Origin of the sequence: Gelidibacter sp., from assembly GCF_035515035.1 — a bacterium.
Lineage (GTDB): Bacteria > Bacteroidota > Bacteroidia > Flavobacteriales > Flavobacteriaceae > Gelidibacter.
The window spans coordinates 1-24,040 of sequence record NZ_DATJCA010000010.1; the positions used below are offsets into that span (position 1 = coordinate 1).

A 24,040-nucleotide genomic window follows, 5' to 3' on the forward strand; every position below is an offset into this window, starting at 1 on the left:
ATGAGGCAATCAGATTAAAGATAATGTGCTTTTTTTTATAATGCCCAACCTCATGTGCCAAAACCGCAACAATTTCTTCGTCCTCCAAATCATTGACCAAAGTATCGTAGAGGGTGACGCGTTTTTCACTGCCAAATCCTGAGAAATAAGCATTCGCTTTGGTACTGCGTTTGGAACCATCAATGATAAATATTTTATCAAGATTAAAACCTACAGAATTGGCATATGCTGAAATCTTATCTCTTAAGTCGCCAGCTTCCAACGGTGTTTGCTTGTTGAATATTGGGACGATAAGGCGTGCATAAAACATATTGGTGAAAATACTGAATACCGCTACCAGTGCCCAAGCATACAGCCAAAAGTGGGTTCCAGTCACGTCGTAAAACCAAATGATCAATGCTAAAAGACCACCGCCAATAAGAGCCATCATCAGCAAACCTTTAAGTTTGTCCATAATAAAGGTAGCTTTTGTAGTCTTGTTGAAACCAAAGCGTTCCTCAATAACAAAGGTTTGATAATAGGAAAATGGCGTATTAATGAGATCACTGCCCAACATGATGATCCCAAAGAAGATCAATGCAATAATGATAGGATGATCACTATAACTTCGTGCGATAGTATCGACAAATTCAAAACCATCAAACCCTAAAAAGACTAAAGTCAATACCAATGAAAACGTGGAGGTAATCAGCCCAAATTTATAGTTGGTGGTTTTATAGTCCTGTGATTTTTGATATTCCGCCTGATCATATACATCCGTCAATTCCTCAGGAATCGGATCATTATAATGTTTCGCATTTAAGGCATCCAAAATTTTGTCGACTATAAAATCGATAATGATGATGGCGATGATGATGTAGAATAGGGAGGTAGGAGTCATTTCTTAGTCTTCAGTAAGCAGTCGTCAGTCTGCAATTATCAGGAAAAATTTCGTTGTCTTTTGGCTTCAAAAATAAGGATTCCTGCCGCAACGGACACGTTCATGCTATCAATTTCGCCCTGCATGGGAATGATAATGTTTTGGGTGGATTGTTTTAGCCATTCGTCACTCAAACCTGTAGCCTCGGTGCCCATCACAATTGCGGTTGCGTTAGTATAATCTTGACTGGTATATATTTCAGAGGCCTGTAAGGCAGCACAATAAATTGAAATCTGCTTTTCTTTTAAGAAGGCAATAATTTCAGAGGTGGACCCCATAGCAATTTGATTTGTAAAAATGCAACCCACACTACTGCGGATGATATTAGGATTGTACAAATCGGTTTTGGGGTTGGCAATAATAACCGCATCAACATTGGCGGCATCTGCAGTTCTTAGGAGCGCACCAATATTACCTGGCTTTTCAGGGGCTTCTGCTACCAGAATTAATGGGTTTTCCGACTTAAATACGATATTTTTTAAATCGTGTGATTTCGTTTTGGCCACGGCAATAACGCCTTCAGTTGTGTCTCTGTGCGCCAGTTTTTGATAGACGTCCTTTGAGATCTGTATGATGGATAGTTGATGGGTTTTTAGACTGTTTAGCTGAATTTCAGAACATAACTCAGGATAATACAAAATGGTTTCAATATGATAATCGCCTTTAATGGCCAAACCAATTTCGCGTGCACCTTCAATTAAAAACAATCCCGATTTTTTACGGTCCCTGGACTTTTCTTTGAGCTGATAGAGTTCTTTGATATAAGGATTTTGAACGCTAGTTATTTCTTTATTCACAGATTAATAGTATTTTGCTGTCGCAAATTTACTGAATATGAAAGAACAAATCTCATATTCAAGAAGAATTGAAGGGAGAATATGCTAGTGCAAGGAATTAATTTTAGGCACCAATTCGAAAAATACACACTGATTTTGATTCTTTGGCGTCTATTTTTAACGTGTTGTTAGCAAAAGTTTTGGGATACCTATCTTTTTCTGTTTTTACCTAATTTTATAATCCTTAATTTGTCATCGATTTAATTATACTTGTTTCCGTTTTTTCGGAACCCTAAAACACTAATACTATTCCTCTTGTCGGTTTGCCGACAGATCGGTGGGGGGAATGAAAATGAAAAAATGAAATTCATATGAAAAACACCTTTTATTTAGTGATGCTTATCGCATTCATGGTCTCTTGTAAAGACAAAACTCCAGAATCAAAAGTTGAAAGCGAGCCTTATATAGATGAAGAACTCGATGTCACCACAAGTGCCTATCCTGAAAATATTACCAAAGTTTTTGATGCCCACGGCGGACTTGATGCTTGGAACGAGATGGCTACTTTAGAATTCTCCGTTGAAAAGCCGGGCGGTTATGAAATCACAACTACCGATTTAAAGGATCGGTATACGTTGATAGAAATGCCAAAACACACCATTGGATTTGATGGCGAAGTGCTTTGGATGAAGAATAGAGACAACACCACATATGAAGGTGATCCGAAGTTTTACTACAATTTGATGTTTTATTTTTATGCCATGCCCTTTGTCTTGGCCGATGATGGTATTATGTATGCAGAAGCTGAACCTTTAGATTTTGAAGGTAAAACCTATCCGGGCATTCAAATTTCGTACGAAAGTGGCGTGGGAGAGTCTCCAGATGATGAGTATATCATGTATTATGATCCAGAAACCAATAAAATGGCTTGGTTAGCTTACACCGTAACTTTTGGTAAAGACGAAAAAAGTAAAGACTTTCATTATATCAAATATAGTAATTGGCAAGAGGTTGAAGGCTTATTATTGCCTGAAACTATGGTGTGGTATAATGTGGAGAATAACAAACCAACTACCGTAAAAAGTGAAACAAAATTTGTAAGCCCGATGTTAACAACGGTAGTAATGGACTCGAGAGTTTATGGCCGACCAGAGGGTGCGGAGATGATTCAGTAAATAGAACAAAGACCGCTTCCGCTTATAGAATCAACTTACCTGCCGGCAGGCGGGGAACAAAGACTTGATTGTGAAAAATTATAAAATAAGTCCTTTAAATAAAAAAGTAGATAAGAGAATTATAATCTCTGAAATTTTGAACAAGATTAACAAATTAAATAAGTTTTCATATTGCTAAAGAAACTTTATTTGTATTGAGTTTCCTTCATTGGTCTCAAATAAAGTTGAAATCTATCTGAACGAATGGGTTGGAATGTACTTAATTGCACCGTGCTTTCACTTCTAATTATTTGACACGGCTAAGAGCTATTGCAAAAGAACAAGGACCTGTTTTACTTATAATAGATATCTCGATAGAATTCATTATTGAGTGTTTCTCCATCATTTTTAACCCATAAAAATAAAATCTGTCACTCTCTTTACGTCGAGAATGACAGATTTATTTTTTTTAAACAGAAAGCAGCCAACTTCAAGCTCCATGCTTCAAGTTCCCCATTTCCTTATTTCTTCTCAGCTTTATATTTATCATCATAACGATGGTACAATTTCGTTTGGTGCGTTTCTAAACTTATCAAACGACCATCAATAAACGCATGGGTCAATTGATTGGTACGCATGTCCAATGCATCTCCTTCGCTAATAAATAATGTGGCGCTTTTACCTTCTTCCAAAGTGCCGTAATCTTTATCGATGCCTAATATTTTGGCGGTGTTTGAGGTAATGAGTTTTAGAGCCTCTTCTTTATCCAAGCCATGGGCAACCGTAGTTCCTGCATAAAATGGCAAGTTTCTAGAACTCATACGCTCCATGGATCCGTTGGCATTTAGAGCTACCAAAACGCCTTTATTTACTAATAAAGTCGCCAGTTTATACGGCAAATCATAATCATCATCTTCTTTTGAAGGTAGTGAATGTATACGTTGTACAATGACCGGAATGTTGTGTTGTTTTAATAAATCGGCTACTTTATAAGACTCACTGCCGCCAACAATGACCAGATGCTGCACCTTGTTGTTTTTAGCAAAATGAATGGCGTCTGTAATGCCCTTTTCGTCATCTACATTGATATATAATTTTTTTGAACCATCAAATAGGCCTTGGGTGGCTGCATACGGTAAATTAGTCGTGGTTTTGTTTCCTGCCGCATACGCTTTTGTTTCATTAAAAAATGCGGTGACATCATCCACTTGTTCTTTGTATTTCTCGTTGCTCTTTAACCCTCGGTCTTCTCCTAACCACCATCTGCCGCGAGTAAAGCTACTGGGCCAATTCAAATAAATGCCATCGTTCACTTTAACGGTAGCATCTTCCCAGTTCCAAGCATCAAATTGTACAACTGATGAAGTTCCGGAAATACGACCGCCTTGTGGCGCAATCTGTCCCATCAATACCCCATTTGGGCGCATGGATTCGATAACTTTAGACTCGGCGTTATAAGCTATGATGCTTCTGATATGCGGATTCATTTCTCCAATCTCGCTTTCATCAACGGTGGCCTTTACGGCATCGATCTCTGTCAAGCCCAAAGTAGAAGACGGCACGATAAAACCTGGATAAACGTGTTTACCATCGGCTTTGATGACTTCCATTCCAGAAAGATCTGTTTGTGATGCATTTGACACTGTGGTTAATTTACCTTCTTTAAAAATGATCAGGCTGTTTTCAATAACCTGCCCATTGCCTAAATGTGCGGTAGCACCGGTAATAGCAATGGGTTGGGATTGCTTAGATGCAGGTGTTTGTTGTGCAAATCCAAAGGAGGTGCACAAAATTGCTATGAGTATGTTTGTTATTTTTTTCATATGAAACTTATTTTCATTGTATAATTTTAATTGGGCACGAATGCGCGAATTTTTTAATTTTCATCTTAAAACTCTGAACTCTTAACTATTCCGAGTCACAGTGGAACATCTCCTTTTCTTTCTTTTTAATTGGCTGCGTCTTCAAACCTTTGTTTTTGGCTTGTAACATGTCATTGATGAGTTCACTTCTTTCTTTTTTGATTTGTGCTCTCATCATTTCATCACGCTTTAAATCGAAATAAGTGATGCCTTCAATAATCGTTTTTTCCGCTTTGGCGTAAATCGACAAAGGATGGTCCGTCCAAAGTACCACATCGGCATCTTTACCAACTTTTATACTGCCTACGCGATCATCAATATGTAACAATTTTGCAGGATTTAAAGTGACAAATTTCCATGCTTCTTCTTCACTTACTCCACCGTATTTCACGGTTTTTGCAGCTTCTTGGTTTAATCGACGGCTCATTTCACCATCATCACTGTTAATGGCAACGGTAATACCTACATCATGCATAATTGCGGCATTGTAAGGAATGGCATCATTAACCTCATATTTATAGGACCACCAATCCGCAAAGGTTGAACCACCTACACCGTGCTCTAGCATTTTATCGGCTACTTTATAACCTTCCAAAATATGTGTGAACGTATTGATTTTGAAGTTGAATTGTTCCGCAACTTTCATAAACATGTTGATTTCACTTTGTACATAAGAGTGGCAACTGATAAAACGTTCACCGTTCAGGATTTCTACAAGTGTTTCCATTTCGATATCCTTTCGGTATGGTTTGCCACTTTTCTTAAGCGCTTCATATTCTTTTGCTCTTGTAAAATAATCGACATACACTTGCTCAACACCCATTCTAGTCTGAGGAAATCTACCACCGCTCCAATTAGATTGTTTAACGTTTTCACCTAAAGCGAATTTAATATACTTCGGACTGTTGGTAATGATCAAATCCTTGGCTGCATGTCCCCATTTTGGTTTGATGATGGCAGAGCGGCCTCCAATTGGGTTTGCCGAACCGTGTAAAATTTGAATGGAGGTGACACCGCCAGCTAAATTTCTGTAGAGGTTGATATCTGTGTCATCAAGTACATCTTCAATAGTCACTTCTGCCGATGAGTTTTGCCCACCTTCATTGATGGACGCCGCAGCAATATGTGAATGCTCATCAATAATACCGGCGGTCAAGTGTTTGCCAGTGGCATCAATGGATGTTGCGCCACGTTCAGATAAATTCTTTCCAATTTTAGCAATCTTACCATTTTTGATAAGGACATCGGTGTTTTCTAAAATACCATCCTTTTCGTTGGTCCAAACAGTGGCGTTTGTAAACAACAAGGTTTCAGTCTTGGGCAATGTTTCAAATCCGTAGCCATTATTAGGGAAGGTGATTGGAGATACGCTGGCAACTGCATCTTTTTTATCCTCATCAGAATCCTCTTTTTTCGAAGCCGCATCTTTTTTAACTTCTGTTTGTTTTGCATAGAAGCCCATTTCAGCACCACTTGGCAAAATGGCTCTTCCAGTTAGGTTTTTATTAGGGTCTACATTCGCAATAACCCTCACAAATTCTTGTTTTGTACTGTCTTGCGTCGTGAAAGCAATATTCACCCAATCATCAGCATAAGCTATTTTTGAACCACGTTTTTTGTTATTGGCAGTGATTTCTGATTTCAGCTTGCTCAATTCCCCCGAAAGGGTCATTTCGTAAACTTCGCCCGCAAGAGTAAACTCATATTTCCCAGTAATATCAACAGTATCTCTGTTTTCAATGGTGTTTTTATGGCCTTGAACCCAATTTTCATAAAGCGTTGTTTTCTTATCGAAAATATCGCCTGAAGTGATCAAAAAATTAGCGTAAGTACCATTTTTTAAAGACCCTATTTTGTCTGATTTTCCTAATAATTGGGCTGGAACAGTAGTTAAAGCCTCTAAAGCTTTTTCTTTGGAAAGTCCCGCTTCAATAGCTTTCAATAAATTTGATTTAAATTCTTTGGCCGATTTTAAATCGTGCGTTGTGAAAGCAAATGTGATGTTGTTTTCTGCCAATAGTTTGGGATTGGTCGGTTTTTGATTCCAAGCTCTCATGTCATGAACTGAAAGGGTAGAAGCTAAAAACGCATTTTCAACATCATAAGCATCAGGAAAATTAATAGGGATGATCATTGGCGCGTTCATGGCCTTGATTTCATCCATACGCTCATATTCATCGCCACCACCCAAAATAACATATTGGATGTTGAAAAGATCACCTACTTTATCAGCACGTAAATTATTGGCTCTACTGCCTGCCTCAAAGATTTGAACTAGGGATTTGTTGTTGTTCAAGGCTTCAATTGAAAGGTCTTTAGTGGCTATATTGCCTTTGGCATACCAATCGGCATCATAATATAATTGACGCAATAAGGCCATACTACCCATAATTGAAGAAGGATAAGCCTGATTGGATTTAACACTCTTATTGAATGAAAGGTACTGTGCCGATTTCGCATCCAGAATACGCATCGCATTATCGTCGTTTGAATTTAAGGCCACCAAAGTCCCCGTTCCACGAACGATACCGTCTTGAATATGTGTGTTAACGACACCAAAGCCCGCTTTGATCAAGTCCTCAGCTTTTTTGGAATCGTACTTGAATTGGTCAATGGCATTATTCTCTGGCATGATATGGTCATTCCAATAATAGCCAGATCGTGAGGCATCGTATTGAGAACTTCTGCCGCCAGCCGGGCGTTTTGGTTTTTCAATTCCAAAATCAGAATACATGTCAATAAAAGAAGGATAGATGCTTTTACCAGTTGCATCTATTTGCGTCGAGTTTTTCGGGATGTTTACCGAAGTTCCTGAAGCTACCACCTTACCATCCTTAATCAGTAAGGTGCCTTTCTCAATCACTTGAGTGGGAGTTACATAGATTTTTGCATTTGTTATTGCGGTGTAATTGGTGTTTCTAGTCGTTACACCATCGTTTTTTGGAAAGTAGTCCTGTGCGAGAATTGAAAAACTGCACACGAACGTCATAAAGGTCAAAATTGTTTTAATCATAGGGTTGAGATTAGTTAGAAATTGAGTTCTAAAGATAAAGAATATCGAGATTTTAGCAGGTTATTAAGATAGTTTTAACAATTTATAGTGGATTCTCGTCAAAATAGTTGACTAAAAGTGCTACTACATAACTATAACTCTCAATGCCGCCTTTTTGATTGTTGGCCATTAAAAATCCGCTGTAGGTCTTTTTAAAGAAAATTTCTGAAATATTTTCATAGGATCGCCAAAACAGGCGCATTTCCTCATAATTTTTTAAAACCCCAATATTGACTTTCATAATAAGTTCTTCATATTTATTGGGGTCTCTCAAATAGAGATCGTTTAAACAATGCCTCAGGGCAAAGGAATATCCAGAGTAATTAAAGTAAATATTCTCATGTTTCATGGCCGCCATGGCACCAATAAAATTGGCTTCATTTTCTGCGGCGTAGCCTAATTGATGCGCTATTTCATGACTTGTAGTGGTTGGATATTTGTAAGTGGGAATGAGCCCATCAATTTGCGCTTCATTGGTAAACGGATTCAAATAGCCACTAAAACCCATATAGGTCAAAGGCAAACTATAAATAGATCGTTTCAAACTACTTGGCCAATAAGCCAGATTTGGATATTCTTTGGCAAGTTGGTCATAGCCTTTTGGCGCCAATTTAATAAGTTCACGTTTGGTATATGGCATCACAACCATGGTGGTATCATTCTTTTCGATGATGCCATGAATGAGATTTGTTTTTAAAATGAGATCTTCGGTAAATTTCACTAATTGTGCTGTAGAATAATCGTTATCAATGTTTAACGATTGGTGCAAGGGTAGTCTATAATAATTAAAAGCCCAAAGGATATGAAAAGCAAAATATCCTACAGAAACCGCCGATAGGATATCCAAAAAGTAATTCTTGGTATCCTTTCGTAGTCGTTTTCTATTCTTGAAAAACCATCGAAGGATGTAAATACCTGCAATGGTATAAAGAAGGTCACCAACCGAAAATGGAATCCATCCAAATACAAAATGCATTCCTTTTGAAATCCATTGATAAATACCGTTGCTGTAATAGTCCTCAACAAAATTCGGAAAATTTGCCAATAGTTTTATGAGCAAAATCTGTAAGATCAGGGATAGGGCAATAATGAATTTGGTGTGTTTGCGCATGCCTCAAAAATAGAAAATAGTTTTATAAAACCTCTATGAATCCCTACCTTTGTACAACAACATAAAATAGACGTATGAAATGAGCATGACTAAAAATTCGGGCACAAAAATGAATGAAGATTTGCGAATTACATAGGACCAATAAAGAATAATATACACCAACATATGAATAAAGATATAAGACAATTAGAGCCTAAAGTGCTTTGGAATAAGTTTGCCGATTTAAATGCCGTCCCACGACCTTCAAAAAAGGAAGAACGCGTGATTGCCTTTATGAAAGATTTCGGAAAGAAATTAGGCTTGGAAACCTTAGAAGACAAGGTGGGCAATGTCATCATCAAAAAACCGGCCACTGCTGGAATGGAAGACCGTAAAACCGTGGTGATGCAATCGCATTTGGATATGGTGCACCAAAAGAATAATGATACCCAATTTGATTTTGATACCCAAGGCATAGAAATGTATGTTGATGGGGATTGGGTTAAGGCCAAAGGCACAACGCTTGGTGCTGATAATGGATTGGGTGTTGCAACAATTATGGCCATTTTAGAAAGTACTGACATTCCGCATCCTGCTATTGAAGCGTTGTTTACCATTGATGAAGAAACCGGAATGACGGGTGCCAAAGGATTGGAAGGCGGATTGTTAACAGGCGATATTCTTTTGAATCTCGATACTGAAGAAGATGATGAAATTGGCGTTGGATGTGCAGGAGGAGTTGATGTGACAGCCACAAGAACCTATAAGGAAGAGGAAGTTCCTGAATTTAAAACCGGGTATAAGATTAGCGTAAAAGGGTTACAAGGTGGCCATTCAGGAATGGATATCCATAAAGGATTTGGGAATGCCAATAAGCTGATGAACCGTTTACTGTTTGACGGATTTGAAAACTTCGGATTGCGTATTTCTGAAATTGATGGCGGAAGTCTCCGCAATGCTATTCCCAGGGAAAGTAATGCGATTGTAGCGGTAGATGCCATAAGTGCGGCGGCATTTGAAACTGAAATGGAGGAGGTTATTGACGATATCAAAACCGAATTAAAAACCATGGAGCCAAATCTGACCATAGAGATCACCAAAACAGAAACTCCAGAATTGATGATGGACTTAGGTGTTCAAGAAGGTCTGACGCACGCGCTTTATGCCGCTTGTAATGGGGTGTACAGAATGAGTCCTGATATTCCTGACTTGGTAGAAACCTCAAATAATATTGCGCGAGTGATTGTAAAAGATGGCGACATCAAAATTATGTGTTTAACTCGATCTTCTGTGGAGAGTTCAAAATGGGATTTGGCCAATATGCTACGTGCTACTTTTGAATTGACTGGATGTGAGGTGAACTTTGACGGTGATTATCCTGGTTGGAAGCCCAATATGGATTCGGCAATACTAAAAGTGTTGTCAAAACTATATAAAGATTTAAATGGTAAAGAAGCTCATGTGGCGGCTTGTCATGCGGGATTGGAATGTGGAATCTTAGGACAAAATTATCCGGAGATGGATATGATTAGTTTTGGTCCTAATATTAAGGGTGCGCATTCTCCAGATGAACGTGCCCAAATTTCATCAACACAGAAATATTGGAAATTTGTTTTGGAGATTTTGAAGAATATTCCTAAAAAGTAGGGTTTTTATTAAGTATTAAGTAAAAATTCACATTTACACATAAAAAAGCAGCGATGAAAATTTTCAACGCTGCTTTTTTATTTTCCAAGATATGAAATGGACTTTTTAAATTTTAGTCTTGAATTTCTACCATTTCAATGATGAAAATCAAATCTGTATTAGGTGGAATCATTCTAAAACCACGTTCGCCATAAGCCAGATGTGATGGTAAATAGAAGAACGATTTGTCGCCAACTTGCATGTGATTGACTGCTTCTTTAAAACCAGGAATCATTTGTGCATCAGGACTAATTTTCATTGCCATTGGGTTGTACATTTGCCTTTGGTCCTTATCCGGGTTATATGCGCCATAATTCTCTTCTACCGATTTAATATTGCTATCAAAAAGACGTCCATCCGTAAAGTAGCCTTGATAATTAAGCATAGCAGTGTTGCCAGCTTTTGGTTTTGCCCCAGTTCCTTTGGTAATAGTAAACATTTTAAGACCTGAAGCCAACGTTTTTGATTTACCTTCATAAGTTTCCAATGCCGGTTTCATGTCAGCTGCAGCTGCGGCACTTTTTTCAGCTCTTATTTTTTGTGCTTCTTCCTCTTTCGCAAAACGCTCTTTTTCGGCTTTTTCAGCATCAGCAAAATGATCCTTAAAAATGACCGGTGCATTAAAGTTTTTGGCATCTTTACCTTTTCGGATAATGTTGACTTCCTCCATGATCACATCCTCTAAAGGTTTGTCACCAGGCTTTGAAGTTTCTACACCCGCCAAGGTGTGCAAAACATCTTCTCCCATAACTAAATATCCAAAAACATTGTAGCCGCCATCTAAATTAGGAGTTGCACCTTCAGTGATAAAAAATTGGCTTCCATTTGTATTAGGTCCTGAATTTGCCATAGATAAAGTGCCTACTTTATCATGCAAAAGATCTTCAGAAATTTCGTTGTTGAATTTATATCCTGGGCTGCCACTTCCTGTTCCTGTAGGGTCACCACCTTGGATCATAAACTCGTCAATAATTCTGTGAAAAATCAATCCGTTGTAGAATTTTTTACCAATATAGGCACTGTCCACAAGCGTATTGGTGCCTTCGGCCAAAGAAACGAAATTCGCCACAGTTACAGGAGCTTTTTGGTATTCCAAGCGGAGGACCATCGTGCCTTTATTGGTGATAATTTCAGTGTACAATCCATCTTCTAAATCTGGATATTTGTCCTTGCAGGCGGTTGCCGATACAAGAAGCATTAATAATACGAGGCCAAATGCCTTTTTAATCAATCGCATAGTTTTAATCGTTTTGGTTTTGAATAATTGAATTTACGGTTACTTCGCAGATGACTGGAGTATTGGTGCCAATTTTGTTTTTGTCACCATAGTAACCATAAGCTTTTTGGGATGGAAATAAAAAAGTGACGGTTTCACCCGGTTTCATCAATTTTAAACCTTCTCGCAATCCTGTAAATATTTCTTCCTGATCCATGGCATAATCACGCGGATGGATTTCATTGTCAGAATAAATATCGTTGCCATTGATGTCTTTGACATCGTAATCAAAATTGACAATATCACCAAAAGTAGGGGTGATGGTGTCTTTTTCAACTTTAGTATTATAATAGTAAAAAAAACCACTTTCTGACGCGATATACGTCTTTGAAGTGTCTTTTTCGATGATGTTTTGAATTTGTGCTAGCTCCTCAGTATTTAGCTTTTTGTTGCGTTCTGCGGAGATTTTTATGAAGGAACCTGATTTTTGTGAAATTGGCCTTCTAGCTTCAGGAGACTTGCAACTGCTGACGCCAAGGGCTAAGACGAGAATGATAAGAATGGTTCTTGTCATGAATTTAGGGTGTTTTTATAACGTGGTAATATACTAATAAATTTTTCAACGGTATCACTTAAACTGAGGTCGCTTTTGCCACCCGCGGCGTTGGTGTGCCCACCACCGCTGAAGTTTTGTCGCGAGAATTCGTTGACGGAAAAATCACCTTCGCTCCGCAAGGAAATCTTAATGATACCTTCTTGTTTATGTTCAATAAATATTGCTGCAAAAATAATATTTTTGATGGATAGACCATAATTTACAAAGCCTTCTGTATCACCTTTTCTGAAATTGGCAGCATTCAATTCTTCTTGTGAGAGGGTAATATATGCCGTTCTATATTCAGGTATGACCTTTAGGTTTTTAAGCGCTACACCTAACAATTGGAGGCGTTCATAACTATTGGTGTCGTAAATGGAATTATATATTTCAGCATGGTCAGCGCCCTTATCAATCAAATCAGCGGCCACTAAATGAGTTGTACTTGTAGACGACGGAAATCTAAATGATCCTGTATCTGTTAAAATCCCCGCATAGAGGCAGGTCGCAATTTGACCATCAATATCATCCTTATCCTCAAGCAGGTCTATAAAACGATACACCATCTCGCAAGTAGAGCTCATGGACACCTCACTAAACATGTATTTCGCATAAGTGTCAGGTTGTTGGTGGTGGTCAATCATGATTTTTATAGCTTTGGAATTCGCCAAAGCCGTTTCCATTTCTCCAGCGCGATGAAGCGCGTTAAAATCTAATGTAAATATAAGATCTGCACTTTCTATAAGGCTTTCGGACGTGGTTCTATCAGATTCATGAATGATGACCTTGTCTTGACCTGGGAGCCATTTCAAAAAGTCTGGATAATCATTTGGGGCGATAACTGTCGCTTTGTGATCGTTCTTAATAAGATAATGGTATAGGCCCAATGTGGAACCCATAGCGTCTCCATCAGGGTTTTTATGTGGCACAATGACGATGTTTTTTGGCGCAATTAATAAGGCCTTAATTTCTTTGATATCCTGTTCTGTCATAGCGTGCGAAGATACAATTTTTTAAGTTTCATATTATGGTTTTAGTGATAAATGCCGTACTTTTGCACGAAATATATGAGTGGCTTGTAAGAATCAAGCATCAAGTATTAAGAATAGAGAGTAGAGAATAAGGAAGAAAGAATCCTCATTCCTAATATTAATCAGAATTAATTAAATTATAAATATGGTAACTAACAGAACGTTTACAATGCTCAAGCCAGATGCAGTCGAAAAAGGACATATTGGCGCAATCTTGGATAAGATAAGTGCTTCGGGCTTTAAAATTGTGGCTTTAAAATTAACTCATATGACTACTGCTGATGCAAAGGCCTTTTATGCTATACATAGCGAAAGACCTTTTTATAGCGAATTAGTAGAATATATGACACGCGGACCGATTGTGGCTGCTGTTTTGGAAAAAGATAATGCTGTTGAAGATTTCAGAACCTTGATCGGGGCTACAAATCCTACTGATGCGGCGGAAGGTACTATCCGTAAACTCTATGCTGCTTCTATTGGAGAAAATGCAGTACATGGAAGTGACAGTGATGAAAATGCTGCTATTGAAAGCGCATTCCATTTTGCTGGAAGAGAAATGTTTTAATAGATTTAAAATTCTTAAATAGAAAAGACTTGGAACGATTTGTTTCAAGTCTTTTTTTTTACACATTTAAAAGCAAAAAGCCCCGCAACATCAGTTGCGGGGCTTTATCATTTAAAAAAGCTTATATATTAGATAACTTTGACGTTAACTGCGTTTAATCCTTTTTTTCCTTCTGTAAGATCGAATTCAACTTCATCGCCTTCACGAATTTCGTCGATTAATCCTGAAATGTGAACAAAATGTTCTTTGTTGTTTCCTTCTTCTACGATAAAACCGAAGCCTTTAGCATCGTTGAAAAATTTTACTGTTCCTTTACTCATTGTAATAAAATATTAAATTAATTGTATATAATAGTTCAAAGATAGTGCCAAAAAGGATACAAAGTACTTTTTAGACCATGTTTTTTTATGAATGGCAAGATAATTTTGTTCAAACACCCTGTTTGACAAAGCTTAATGTCCGAATTTTAGACGAACTCATGGTTTAGTTCGTTTTGATTGACTTAATAATAAATGGTAGGTCTTAAAACATCAAATGAGATATTTATTAAAGGTCATTTGATGTCTATAACTAGTCATAGCACTTCAATACACGGGTAAATTATAGAATAACAGAAGACTATTTTAGCGAAGTACCAATTTTTTTATCACCTCTTTGCCAAGGGCTTCGTTTAGCATTTTAATAATTTTTTGGTTGCCATAGCTGAGTTCTTCCCTTAATACGCTAGAGCTAAGTTGTACATAAAGGGTGTCGCGTTCCAATTGTATGGCGGTGGTATAATTGTTGACGCCATTTCCCATCATTTGAGCCCAAGCGTCCTTGACATTTACTTTATCCAAACCTGGTTGAAGTCTATTGGTGTCTACAAATTCTTTGAGAAGGTCACTGATTGATAGATTGTCTTTGTTGCGTCTTGCCATTTTGGAATCTGTTATTTTGCTCTTTGGAACTCAGTTTTTTTGAATCTGTTATTTGCCGCCTGTCGACATACAGGAAATTTTATTTTTCGACATTAATAGGTTCGAAACGTTTATAAAGATACTTTATCTTTTGCTCATTTATAATTAGAAGTTTTTCATCGGTAGCATCTAAAACAGTTTCTTTCCAGTTGGCAAATGGGGTCGTGTAATACATGTGCAAACTGTCATTTTCTATTTTTAAGCTTAGGCTCTCAGAGTCGTCAGAAGTTGTGTAGGTCCCGTCAAAACTTGGTTTCATTTTTTTTCTAAATCCTGTTAAACTGTCGGAAATGCTAAGAAAGTCTACCGTGTCGTTATAAGTGTATTCACGTTTAGAACCATCTGCCATAATCACTTCATCAATTTCCCAATACCCGTTTAAATGTTTGATTAAAGAATTTGGATCTTTGGAACAACTTAATAAAATAAGACTAAAAATTAAAATTGTATATTTTTTCATAGTGTTTTTAAACATTTAATTTTCAAAATTCGAGTACAAAACTCCAAAATATTTAACGCGATTGGAATAGTAAATTTTAAATATTGGAATTTTTCATTACAGCTTAAAGATCTTATAAGATTGATGGACTTGTTTGATGATCGCTTCCGTTCGATCGGCATGCGTGTCGCTAATAAAAAGTTGGCCGAAATTCTCATTATTGACCAGCTCAATGATTTGTGCCACGCGATTTTCATCTAATTTATCAAAAATATCATCTAAAAGCAAAATAGGAGAGACCCCACTTTTCTGTTTGATAAAATCAAATTGCGCCAATTTTAAGGCAATCAAGAAGGATTTTTGCTGGCCCTGACTTCCAAATCTTTTAATGGGAAAATCGTCAATTTCAAAACTTAGATCGTCTTTATGAATCCCAACAGAGGTATATTGAAGCGCTTTATCCTTATTGATGTTGATTTTTAAAAGTGAATTCAAATCGTTATCAAACAAATCACTTTTATAACTGAGGTGAACTGGTTCTTGGTGATTACTGATTGCATTGTAACGCGTTTTGAAAATTGGGATAAAGGTTTCCAGAAATGCTTTCCGTATGGTAAATATTTCTGAGCCAAAATTATGCAACTGCTCATTATAGATTTCCAAGGTTTGTGCATTAAACGTATTGTTCAACGCAAAGTATTTCAACAGGGCGTTGCGCTGTTGTAAAATTTTATTGTAATTAATGAGTTGATTGAGGTAGTTTTTATCGCTTTGCGAAATCACACTATCAATAAACTTCCGTCTGGTCTCACTGCCTTCAATGATCAAATCTCTATCGGCGGGAGAAATAATGACCAAAGGAATGAAGCCAATATGGTCGCTAAATCGCTCATAAGCTTTAGAATTTCGCTTAATCATCTTTTTTTGCGACTTTTTAAGTGAAACTAGAATCTTTTCTTCACGATTATCTTTTTCAAAAATGCCTTCCACAACAAAAAAGTCCTCACCATGTTTAATGTTTTGGGACGCAATTGGATTGAAGTAACTTTTCCCAAAAGAGAGATGATAAATAGCATCCAGAACGTTGGTCTTTCCTATGCCATTGGCGCCTACAAAACAATTGATCTTATGGTCGAAGATAAAGTTCTGACTGTCAAAATTCTTATAATTGAGTAATGAAAGTGAGTTTAAAATCATGTAAAATTTCGCTTTTAAGTAAGATTGTTTGTCAACATTGCGAAAGGAAGTGCAAATTATTGAAAAATAACAAATAATATACCTTTTATATACCAATAAAAATTTTAATTTTGCGGCGCATTAATTATGACGATATGGCAACTTATAAGAAAAGAGGTTACAAACCGAAAACAAAGGCTGAAAAGACAGAAGCTTTAGAAGAAAACTCAACAACGGCTGAGGTATTTAATACTTTAGATGAGTCCGCTTCAAGAACTGAAGAATGGGCAGTTAAAAACCAAAATTATATTATTGGTGCGGTTGCGGCTATTGTAGTTGTTGTTTTAGGGTATTTGGCTTACAACAAATTTGTTGCAGAACCTAAGGCCAGTGAGGCTATGAACGAAATGTTCAAAGCACAACAATATTTTGAGCAAGCCCTTAATGGTGCAGCAGAAAAAGATTCATTATACAACTTAGCTCTAAATGGAGGTGAAGGGAAATATGGAATGTTGGATATTATTAATGAATATAGCGGAACACCAGCGGCCAATTTGGCTAACTATTATGCTGGAATGGCCTATTATAGTTTGAACGATTACACAAACACTGTTAAGTATTTGGGTAAATTTTCAAGTAAAGATAAAATGTTGGGACCTATTGCCAATGGAAGAATTGGAGATGCATTTGTTCAATTGAATCAGCCAGAAGACGCTTTGAATTACTATGAAAAAGCGGCGAACATGAACAAAAATGATTACACTACGCCAATGTTTTTGTTTAAAGCCGGAAGCGTGGCACTTAATTTAGGTAAAACCAAAAAAGCACTTGATCACTTTACAACCATAAAAGAAAGCTATCCAAACTCTAGTGAGGCTAGCAATATTGATGTGTTTATTGGAAAAGCACAAGCAAGTTTGTAGACCAATGACAGCAAAAAAACAAAATTTATCAGATTACGATAAAAACACAATCCCAAATGCGAAGGACTTTCGATTTGGGATTGTTGTTTCAGAATGGAACCATAATATCACTGATAATCTTCATAAAGGCGCTCTTGACACTTTATCCCAACATGGAGTGTTGGCAGAAAACATCATCAGTTGGCATGTTCCGGGAAGTTATGAATTGATTTATGGCAGCAAAAAGATGCAAGACCAAAAGGTTGATGCAGTGATTGCCATAGGGTGCGTGATTCAAGGTGAAACTAAACATTTTGATTTTGTATGTGAGGCCGTTGCACTTGGTATCAAAGATTTAAATGTATTGCATGACACTCCCGTCGTTTTTTGTGTGCTTACTGACAACACTATGCAACAATCTATAGACAGATCAGGAGGGAAACACGGCAATAAAGGTGTTGAAGCTGCTGTAGTTGCGATCAAGATGGCGGCGTTGCGTCAGCGTTGAGTTCAGTTTTCAGTCTTCAGTCTTCAGTTGGCGGTCCTCAGTATTCGGGGTTAGTAGATTCTTTCCAAAAGGGTTTCAATAGCTTTGTTTTTTAGCAGAGTCTCGATAAAATATTTGTTTACAAACCTGTCGACAATGAAAAGTCAACAGACTGTTATTTGCAACTGGTCATTACCCGTCTTCGGTAACCCGTCATCGGTCATCCCAACTTCCAATTTCGTGCCTCAAGCTTCCCACTCTTCCATTAACAATTTTTAGCAGTAAATGCATCGTTTTTCCTCGTATTTTGAGTACATTTGAAGTTCACAAAGGCAAAGCGTTCAACAGTGAATTTATTTAAACAGCGTCAACCTAAACGTTTCAGTTACACGCCACGACATCTCAAAGAGCTTCATAAGGACAATTCAAGTGAATTTGAGCCTAAATGGCGTCAAAAAACACAGCGCAAGAAAAAAGCGCGAACATTACCTATGCTCCTGATTTTTTTGGGTATGGTAATTGTTATTTGGTATGTTTTAAGTAACTACGAAATTTAGAAATTATGAGCATCTTTAAAACACGTCAAAATAAAAAATTTAGCTATACCCCTCGCTACTATAAAGGTGAGGAGAATCCTTTTGAGATCAAGCATAAATTTGAAGAGCACAGAAAGACGGTTGGAAAAGTGGGCTTAAAAGGTAAATTCGAAAACGCTTGGGATGACTATAAAAATTCACCTGATGCTTCGGTCAACAGGAGAACTCTTATAATCATTGGAATTTTAATATTCATTTTTCTATTGATCATCGGTTTCGATTTGTCAATATTCTTTCCAAAGGGCTAATGTCAGATATTATTCAACTTTTACCAGATCATGTTGCTAATCAAATTGCAGCAGGAGAGGTCGTACAACGTCCCGCTTCTGTGGTCAAGGAATTGATGGAAAACGCTATTGATGCTGATGCTACAATGATCAAGTTGATTATCAAGGACGCTGGCAAGACTTTGGTTCAAGTGATTGATAATGGGAAAGGGATGAGTGCAACCGATGCGCGATTGAGCTTTGAGCGTCACGCCACTTCAAAAATCCGTTCGGCAGATGATCTATTCAGTTTGAATACCAAAGGATTTAGAGGCGAGGCTTTGGCAAGTATTGCTGCAATTGCCCATGTAGAATTGAGGTCAAAACAGGCTGAAGATGAGCTTGGAACGCTCATAAACATTGAAGGGAGTGAAATTAAAACTCAAGAAGTAACCGTAACACCAACCGGCACATCAATTGCCGTAAAACATTTATTTTTTAATATTCCAGCACGCCGTAATTTTTTAAAATCGAATACGGTCGAATTGCGACATATTATTGATGAATTCCATCGTGTGGCTTTGGCACACCCGAAAGTTGCTTTTGCCATGTACCATAATGGTAGCGAACTTTTTAATTTGCACGAAAGTAATTACCGTCAACGCGTGGTCAATATTTTCGGAATGAAGACTAATGAGAAACTCGTTCCAGTTGAGGAAACCACTGAAGTCTTGACCATTTCAGGATTTGTGGGCAAGCCGCAGTTCGCAAAAAAGAGTAGGACAGAACAGTTTTTTTTTGTTAATAATCGTTTTATTAAAAGTCCGTATCTCAACCATGCCATCAACGCAGCATTTGAAGGCTTGATCAAAGACGGAAATCATCCCATATATTTTTTAAATCTAACGGTCGATCCAAAATCGATTGACATTAATATCCATCCCACAAAAACAGAAATCAAATTTGACGATGAACATACGCTATATGCTATTTTGAGATCGTCTGTAAAACATAGTTTAGGGCAATTCAACATTGCGCCAGTTTTAGATTTTGACTATGACACCAATTTGGATACGCCCTATAATTATAAGGATAAAGGCCCTTCAACGCCAACCGTTGAAGTGGACAGGAATTACAATCCGTTTCGTGAAGAGCGTGTTGCTGGCAAGCAAGTCACCGCATTTAGAAAGCAAACCCCCAACAATTGGGATAGTTTGTACGTTGGATTGGAGTCAAAAGGCACGCGGGATACTCAAGATTTCAGTCAGGTAGAATTTGAAAGTGAACCTGAAAAATCGTCTTTGTTTGATGACAAATCTCAAATTGAAACTACGCAAAGCACCTATCAACTTCAAAACAAATACATCATCAGCACCATAAAATCTGGCATGTTGATGATCGATCAAAATAGAGCGCACCAACGTATTTTATATGAAGGATTGTTGAAAAGTATGACGGTCAAGGAAGCGGTGAGCCAACAATTGTTGTTTCCGCTGCAATTGCATTTTACAGGTTCAGAATTAACCATTTTGAGGCAGCTGAAGGACGATTTGGAAGCTACAGGATTCGTTTTTTCGACTATTGATGAAGATCAGGTTGAAATTACCGGGTTACCAATCAATGTGCCCGATAGCGAGGTTGCCATGATTTTAGAGCAGCTTATTAGCGATGTAGAGCAGGAAGTTCCCGATAGCCATTTTAGTGCCACAGATTTATTAGCAAAATCCATGGCGAAAAGTTTGGCTATAAAAACAGGACAATCCCTGTCAAATTTAGAACAAGAACACTTGGTGAATAGCCTATTTGCCTGTAAAGAACCATCTGTTTCACCCACCAATAGAGCCACATTTATTACGTTGTCAATTGATGAGGTTGACAGAAAATTTATGTAATTTTAATTAAAAGAAAAGATTTAACAAGAATGAGAGGAATTACAGATACGGTAAAGCATTTACTCATCATCAACGTACTGATGTTTATTGGGACCCTTACCATACAAAACGGCATATTTTACAATTGGTTTTCACTACATTTTCCTGTAAACGATTCCTTTAAGATCTGGCAAATTATCACGCATATGTTTATGCATGGCAACACGATGCACCTGTTGTTTAATATGTTTGCGCTTTGGATGTTTGGTGTTGCTGTAGAACAACAATTAGGCTCTAAAAAGTTCTTGTTTATTTACATATCGGCAGGGTTGGGAGCGGTTTTATTTCAATTAGGCTATAACTATTTTGAGTATTATAATGCGTATCAACATATTGCAGATCTAAATTTAAGTTCTGACCTCATTCATAAGATTGCCAATATAAATGCGGTAGAAGGTGGATATATCAAGGGCCAGCTATTTCAGAATAAATTAATTCCTTTATTTGCAGAATATAATGTGAATCCTAATGTCCTTACTAACCAAACGTTTGGTGCGCTATTTGAAATGAATGTTGCCGCTAGCGCAAGTATGGTTGGAGCATCGGGGTGTATTATGGGAGTTTTGGCAGCCTTTGGGATGATGAATCCTGAGGCTAAATTGATGTTGATATTTTTACCTATTCCTATCAAGGCGAAATACTTTATTCCCGGCATCATTCTTTTAGATGTTATTTCTGCTATTTCTGGACAGTCATTTTTCAGCCCAAGCAATACAGCCTATATGGCACACGTTGGTGGGGCGCTCACGGGCTTTTTGATAATGTGGTATTGGAAAAAAACACAGTTCAATAAAAACCGTTGGGATAGATGAAATCATTAAATCAAGATCTTCAGCAGAAGTTGAGAACCCTCAATGTACTTGAAAAGATAATTGCCATAAATGTGGTGGTCTTTATAGTTGGGCTGCTGCTTTCAATGATTGTAAAGATTGGCGGGAGCCTATATTGGTTGGAACTGCCTAAGGACGCTGGTGATTTTATCTTCAGACCTTGGAGTATTATCACCTATGGCTTCACCCATTACGGGTTTTTACATCTCCTGTTTAATATGATGGTGCTTTACTTTGTTTCGCAAATGATGCTCAATCTATTCAGTCCTAAACTTACTTTGAACATTTATTTTTTAGGCATTATAATGGGCGGACTCTTTTTTCTTTTTGCCTATAATGTGTTGCCTCAAAATTTCTTGAAACCAGCTGGGGCTTTGGTTGGTGCGTCTGCAGGTGTTAGGGCATTATTGATTTTTTTATGTGCCTACATGCCAAATACTCAGGTACGAATGATTGCTTTCAATATAAAATTATGGCATCTAGGTGTTGCCCTGGTGATTTTTGACCTCATTGGTCTTTTTGGGTCAAACCAAGGTGGTAATATTGCCCATTTGGGTGGGGTTGCTTTGGGCTATTTTTATGCCAATCAATTGATCAAAGGTCATGACATAGGAAAGGGGTTCGAGAAACTTATGGATTATTTTACTAATCTTTTTAAAGGAGGAAAGAAATCGCCTTTAAAAACAGTTTATAGAAAAAAATCAAGCACGGTTGCAGGTCATAATAAATCAGAGTTTAAAGAGTTTAGTAAGCAAAAGCAAATCGATCTCATTCTAGATAAAATCAGTAAAAGTGGTTATGAAAGCCTGACGGAAGAAGAAAAAGCTTTTTTATTTAAAGCTAAAGATTAATAACCATGAAAAAACTGAATCTTATTGATAAGCTTTTGTTTTTCTTCAATTCAATTGCGGCAACTTTACTTTTATTGGCTTATATCTTGCCATACATTGAGCCCAAACGTTTTGCTTTTTTATCTGTTTTAAGCCTTACGGTTCCTTTTTTAATTATTGTCAATCTACTATTTGTAATTTATTGGCTTTTAAAGGTCAAAAAACAGCTGCTTTTATCCTTGATAGTCCTTCTTATAGGTTTTAATCATGTGGCATCCTTGTATAAGTTATCTGGATCAAAACAAGTTGATGATGTTGATAATATAGCCGTTATGAACTATAATGTGCGTTTGTTCAATGTTTTTAAATGGATTCCAGATATTGAAGCGACCAAAGAAATCAGTCAATTTATTGATGATAAGAAACCAGATATCATTAGCATGCAGGAATATAGACCTGATGATGGATTGGTATTAAAAGGCTATTATAGGTTTGAAGCTGTTAGTGGAAAAAAAATTAAAAACGGCCAGGCCATATTTTCAAAGTTTCCAATTATCAATACAGGTTCCATTGAATTCCCCAATACCTATAACAATGCTATTTTTGCAGATGTTGTGAGAGGAAGGGATACGATTAGGATCTATAATGTACATCTACAATCCTTAAAAGTTGATGCGAATACCGACCCTTTGAAAAATGAAGCGGCGGAAAACTTATTTAGACGTGTGGGTAGCACTTTTAGGCTGCAGCAGGCCCAAGCTGATCTGTTTTTGGAACATAAGGCCAAGAGCGCTTTTAAGACGATAGTTTGTGGCGATTTCAACAATACAGCCTACTCTTATGTTTACAAGGAAATTAAAGGAAACGATCTTAAAGATGCCTTTGTAGAAGCTGGAAATGGTTTTGGACGGACTTTCGATTTTAAATTCTTTCCGGTGCGGATCGATTTTATTTTGGTGGATGACCATTTTGAAATCAACGGATTTAGAACTTTTGATGTCAAACTTTCAGACCACTTCCCGATTATGAGTAAGGTGAAAGTTAAACAAGTTGGGAGTTAGGAGGTTCAGTGGGCAGTTTTCAGTCTTCAGTTGGCAGTCAGCAGTCTTAGTTATAATTATTCGATTGAATTTGTCTCGCGGATTCCGCAAATATTCGCGGAAACAACTTCGCGAAATTAACATTTCCACGACTATTTTTTTATTTTTAAAAATCTTGAATCTTGAATTCACAACGTCATCATCCAGCAATCCGTTGCATCTGCAAGGATATGGATGACCAGTCCAATGCCTAAAATTCTAGTTTTCTTGAAAAATAAAAATCCAACATATACAATCATCGCGTAATAAGTATGAAATGGATGGAAGTTAATACTACAGCGTCCAGGATCGAAAAGCGGAGTTGCCAAAAGATGATCTAGGTCAATGAGCATGGTGGCAATCATGATCAAATAGGCAGATTTCCAGTTGGATCTAAAAAAGAAAAATGCCACCACCAAGGGTAAGCCAAAATGAATTCCGTAATGTGTAAACGATTGCAGCATTATAGAGGTAATTGTTGTTTTTCAAGATACAATAAGGCATTCGGACCTTCATTAAAAATTAAATCAAGAATGCTCAAATTTGAAATAAATCCGTGCTTGTCATCAAATACCTGAACGTAGGGTTTGAGTGGTTGTTCGGTTTCTTTTCTGTGGTCAACTAAATATCTGTAATCTTTTTCTTGTGCAGGATTGAGG

The 24,040-nt window shown here is 37.3% G+C and carries 24 protein-coding genes; 10 read left to right on the plus strand and 14 right to left on the minus strand.

Annotation, left to right across the window (positions count from 1 at the left end):
* Both VLZ86_RS00430 and VLZ86_RS00435 read right to left on the minus strand, forming a co-directional pair.
* Positions 1-880: M48 family metallopeptidase (locus VLZ86_RS00430; RefSeq protein ID WP_325447592.1), on the minus strand; the 880-nt coding region annotated here is incomplete at its 3' end.
* Between the two features lie 38 nt (positions 881-918).
* Positions 919-1,716, minus strand: a complete 798-nt coding sequence (locus tag VLZ86_RS00435) for an RNA methyltransferase (RefSeq protein ID WP_325447594.1) — start codon at positions 1,714-1,716, stop codon at positions 919-921.
* Positions 1,717-2,066: 350 nt separating this feature from the next.
* Here VLZ86_RS00435 and VLZ86_RS00440 point away from each other — a divergent pair, with 350 nt between their 5' ends.
* Positions 2,067-2,870, plus strand: coding sequence for a DUF6503 family protein (locus VLZ86_RS00440; RefSeq protein WP_325447596.1), 804 nt, complete (start codon positions 2,067-2,069; stop codon positions 2,868-2,870).
* Positions 2,871-3,370: 500 nt separating this feature from the next.
* Here the strand turns inward: VLZ86_RS00440 and VLZ86_RS00445 are convergent, their stop codons facing one another.
* From VLZ86_RS00445 to VLZ86_RS00455, 3 genes are all read right to left on the minus strand, one after another.
* Positions 3,371-4,672 carry an amidohydrolase family protein gene (locus VLZ86_RS00445; protein ID WP_325447598.1) on the minus strand — a complete coding sequence of 434 codons (1,302 nt, stop codon included), beginning with the start codon at positions 4,670-4,672 and terminating at the stop codon, positions 3,371-3,373.
* Positions 4,673-4,757: 85 nt separating this feature from the next.
* Entirely contained in the window at positions 4,758-7,724 is a 2,967-nt protein-coding gene (locus tag VLZ86_RS00450) for an amidohydrolase family protein (protein ID WP_325447600.1), read from the minus strand.
* A gap of 82 nt (positions 7,725-7,806) precedes the next feature.
* Complete coding sequence (locus VLZ86_RS00455) at positions 7,807-8,874, minus strand: DUF3810 domain-containing protein (RefSeq protein WP_325447602.1); 1,068 nt, start codon at positions 8,872-8,874, stop codon at positions 7,807-7,809.
* Positions 8,875-9,039: 165 nt separating this feature from the next.
* Between VLZ86_RS00455 and VLZ86_RS00460 the strand changes: the two genes are divergently transcribed.
* A complete protein-coding gene (locus VLZ86_RS00460; RefSeq protein ID WP_325447604.1) occupies positions 9,040-10,500 on the plus strand; it encodes an aminoacyl-histidine dipeptidase in 1,461 nt (486 codons plus the stop codon).
* A gap of 112 nt (positions 10,501-10,612) precedes the next feature.
* Here the strand turns inward: VLZ86_RS00460 and VLZ86_RS00465 are convergent, their stop codons facing one another.
* From VLZ86_RS00465 to VLZ86_RS00475, 3 genes are read right to left on the minus strand one after another with little or no spacing between them, the layout of a single operon-like run.
* Positions 10,613-11,776: a peptidylprolyl isomerase gene (locus VLZ86_RS00465; RefSeq protein WP_325447606.1), complete on the minus strand. Its 1,164-nt coding sequence runs from the start codon at positions 11,774-11,776 to the stop codon at positions 10,613-10,615.
* A 4-nt stretch (positions 11,777-11,780) separates the two neighbouring features.
* Positions 11,781-12,329: a gliding motility-associated peptidyl-prolyl isomerase GldI gene (gldI, locus tag VLZ86_RS00470; RefSeq protein WP_325447608.1), complete on the minus strand. Its 549-nt coding sequence runs from the start codon at positions 12,327-12,329 to the stop codon at positions 11,781-11,783.
* Positions 12,326-13,342 (minus strand): bifunctional oligoribonuclease/PAP phosphatase NrnA, encoded by a 1,017-nt coding sequence (locus VLZ86_RS00475; protein ID WP_325447609.1) that lies wholly within the window; start codon positions 13,340-13,342, stop codon positions 12,326-12,328. Before VLZ86_RS00475 ends, gldI begins: the two co-directional genes overlap by 4 nt.
* A 184-nt stretch (positions 13,343-13,526) precedes the next feature.
* Here VLZ86_RS00475 and VLZ86_RS00480 point away from each other — a divergent pair, with 184 nt between their 5' ends.
* A complete protein-coding gene (locus VLZ86_RS00480) occupies positions 13,527-13,946 on the plus strand; it encodes a nucleoside-diphosphate kinase (protein WP_325447610.1) in 420 nt (139 codons plus the stop codon).
* Positions 13,947-14,074: 128 nt separating this feature from the next.
* On the opposite strand, the gene VLZ86_RS00485 is transcribed toward VLZ86_RS00480, so the two are convergent.
* The 4 genes from VLZ86_RS00485 to recF all read right to left on the minus strand — a co-directional run bounded on the left by VLZ86_RS00485 (position 14,075) and on the right by recF (position 16,541).
* On the minus strand, positions 14,075-14,266 hold the full coding sequence (locus tag VLZ86_RS00485) for a cold-shock protein (protein ID WP_027125508.1): 192 nt from the start codon (positions 14,264-14,266) through the stop codon (positions 14,075-14,077).
* Positions 14,267-14,569: 303 nt separating this feature from the next.
* Positions 14,570-14,866, minus strand: a complete 297-nt coding sequence (locus VLZ86_RS00490; RefSeq protein WP_129016796.1) for a DUF721 domain-containing protein — start codon at positions 14,864-14,866, stop codon at positions 14,570-14,572.
* Positions 14,867-14,945: 79 nt separating this feature from the next.
* Positions 14,946-15,365, minus strand: a complete 420-nt coding sequence (locus VLZ86_RS00495) for a lipocalin family protein (RefSeq protein ID WP_325447611.1) — start codon at positions 15,363-15,365, stop codon at positions 14,946-14,948.
* A 96-nt stretch (positions 15,366-15,461) separates the two neighbouring features.
* Positions 15,462-16,541: a DNA replication/repair protein RecF gene (gene recF, locus VLZ86_RS00500; protein ID WP_325447613.1), complete on the minus strand. Its 1,080-nt coding sequence runs from the start codon at positions 16,539-16,541 to the stop codon at positions 15,462-15,464.
* Positions 16,542-16,675: 134 nt separating this feature from the next.
* Between recF and VLZ86_RS00505 the strand changes: the two genes are divergently transcribed.
* The 7 genes from VLZ86_RS00505 to VLZ86_RS00535 all read left to right on the plus strand — a co-directional run bounded on the left by VLZ86_RS00505 (position 16,676) and on the right by VLZ86_RS00535 (position 23,363).
* A complete protein-coding gene (locus tag VLZ86_RS00505) occupies positions 16,676-17,443 on the plus strand; it encodes a tetratricopeptide repeat protein (protein ID WP_325447631.1) in 768 nt (255 codons plus the stop codon).
* Positions 17,444-17,447: 4 nt separating this feature from the next.
* Positions 17,448-17,930 carry a 6,7-dimethyl-8-ribityllumazine synthase gene (gene ribH / locus VLZ86_RS00510; protein ID WP_325447615.1) on the plus strand — a complete coding sequence of 161 codons (483 nt, stop codon included), beginning with the start codon at positions 17,448-17,450 and terminating at the stop codon, positions 17,928-17,930.
* Positions 17,931-18,471: 541 nt separating this feature from the next.
* Complete coding sequence (locus VLZ86_RS00515; protein WP_325447617.1) at positions 18,472-18,753, plus strand: riboflavin synthase subunit beta; 282 nt, start codon at positions 18,472-18,474, stop codon at positions 18,751-18,753.
* Entirely contained in the window at positions 18,753-20,603 is a 1,851-nt protein-coding gene (mutL, locus tag VLZ86_RS00520) for a DNA mismatch repair endonuclease MutL (RefSeq protein WP_325447619.1), read from the plus strand. Before VLZ86_RS00515 ends, mutL begins: the two co-directional genes overlap by 1 nt.
* Positions 20,604-20,632: 29 nt before the next feature.
* Positions 20,633-21,454: a rhomboid family intramembrane serine protease gene (locus VLZ86_RS00525; RefSeq protein WP_325447621.1), complete on the plus strand. Its 822-nt coding sequence runs from the start codon at positions 20,633-20,635 to the stop codon at positions 21,452-21,454.
* Complete coding sequence (locus VLZ86_RS00530; protein ID WP_325447623.1) at positions 21,451-22,323, plus strand: rhomboid family intramembrane serine protease; 873 nt, start codon at positions 21,451-21,453, stop codon at positions 22,321-22,323. Before VLZ86_RS00525 ends, VLZ86_RS00530 begins: the two co-directional genes overlap by 4 nt.
* Before the next feature lie 5 nt (positions 22,324-22,328).
* Positions 22,329-23,363, plus strand: coding sequence for an endonuclease/exonuclease/phosphatase family protein (locus tag VLZ86_RS00535; RefSeq protein ID WP_325447625.1), 1,035 nt, complete (start codon positions 22,329-22,331; stop codon positions 23,361-23,363).
* A 167-nt stretch (positions 23,364-23,530) separates the two neighbouring features.
* On the opposite strand, the gene VLZ86_RS00540 is transcribed toward VLZ86_RS00535, so the two are convergent.
* Positions 23,531-23,845, minus strand: coding sequence for a DUF6122 family protein (locus VLZ86_RS00540; protein WP_325447627.1), 315 nt, complete (start codon positions 23,843-23,845; stop codon positions 23,531-23,533).
* Positions 23,845-24,040: WbqC family protein (locus VLZ86_RS00545; protein WP_325447629.1), on the minus strand; the 196-nt coding region annotated here is incomplete at its 5' end. The genes VLZ86_RS00545 and VLZ86_RS00540, both read right to left, overlap by 1 nt.

Bases quoted from the DNA above. Each gene is read 5' to 3' on its own strand.
- VLZ86_RS00495 (WP_325447611.1), bottom strand. From the start codon at position 15,365: ATGAAAAAATATACAATTTTAATTTTTAGTCTTATTTTATTAAGTTGT.
- VLZ86_RS00440 (WP_325447596.1), top strand. From the start codon at position 2,067: ATGAAAAACACCTTTTATTTAGTGATGCTTATCGCATTCATGGTCTCT.
- gldI (WP_325447608.1), bottom strand. From the start codon at position 12,329: ATGACAAGAACCATTCTTATCATTCTCGTCTTAGCCCTTGGCGTCAGC.
- VLZ86_RS00535 (WP_325447625.1), top strand. From the start codon at position 22,329: ATGAAAAAACTGAATCTTATTGATAAGCTTTTGTTTTTCTTCAATTCA.
- VLZ86_RS00515 (WP_325447617.1), top strand. From the start codon at position 18,472: ATGAGCATCTTTAAAACACGTCAAAATAAAAAATTTAGCTATACCCCT.
- VLZ86_RS00505 (WP_325447631.1), top strand. From the start codon at position 16,676: ATGGCAACTTATAAGAAAAGAGGTTACAAACCGAAAACAAAGGCTGAA.
- VLZ86_RS00530 (WP_325447623.1), top strand. From the start codon at position 21,451: ATGAAATCATTAAATCAAGATCTTCAGCAGAAGTTGAGAACCCTCAAT.
- VLZ86_RS00490 (WP_129016796.1), bottom strand. From the start codon at position 14,866: ATGGCAAGACGCAACAAAGACAATCTATCAATCAGTGACCTTCTCAAA.
- VLZ86_RS00485 (WP_027125508.1), bottom strand. From the start codon at position 14,266: ATGAGTAAAGGAACAGTAAAATTTTTCAACGATGCTAAAGGCTTCGGT.
- VLZ86_RS00465 (WP_325447606.1), bottom strand. From the start codon at position 11,776: ATGCGATTGATTAAAAAGGCATTTGGCCTCGTATTATTAATGCTTCTT.
- VLZ86_RS00450 (WP_325447600.1), bottom strand. From the start codon at position 7,724: ATGATTAAAACAATTTTGACCTTTATGACGTTCGTGTGCAGTTTTTCA.
- VLZ86_RS00460 (WP_325447604.1), top strand. From the start codon at position 9,040: ATGAATAAAGATATAAGACAATTAGAGCCTAAAGTGCTTTGGAATAAG.
- VLZ86_RS00540 (WP_325447627.1), bottom strand. From the start codon at position 23,845: ATGCTGCAATCGTTTACACATTACGGAATTCATTTTGGCTTACCCTTG.
- ribH (WP_325447615.1), top strand. From the start codon at position 17,448: ATGACAGCAAAAAAACAAAATTTATCAGATTACGATAAAAACACAATC.
- VLZ86_RS00480 (WP_325447610.1), top strand. From the start codon at position 13,527: ATGGTAACTAACAGAACGTTTACAATGCTCAAGCCAGATGCAGTCGAA.
- VLZ86_RS00475 (WP_325447609.1), bottom strand. From the start codon at position 13,342: ATGACAGAACAGGATATCAAAGAAATTAAGGCCTTATTAATTGCGCCA.
- recF (WP_325447613.1), bottom strand. From the start codon at position 16,541: ATGATTTTAAACTCACTTTCATTACTCAATTATAAGAATTTTGACAGT.
- VLZ86_RS00445 (WP_325447598.1), bottom strand. From the start codon at position 4,672: ATGAAAAAAATAACAAACATACTCATAGCAATTTTGTGCACCTCCTTT.
- VLZ86_RS00455 (WP_325447602.1), bottom strand. From the start codon at position 8,874: ATGCGCAAACACACCAAATTCATTATTGCCCTATCCCTGATCTTACAG.
- VLZ86_RS00525 (WP_325447621.1), top strand. From the start codon at position 20,633: ATGAGAGGAATTACAGATACGGTAAAGCATTTACTCATCATCAACGTA.
- mutL (WP_325447619.1), top strand. From the start codon at position 18,753: ATGTCAGATATTATTCAACTTTTACCAGATCATGTTGCTAATCAAATT.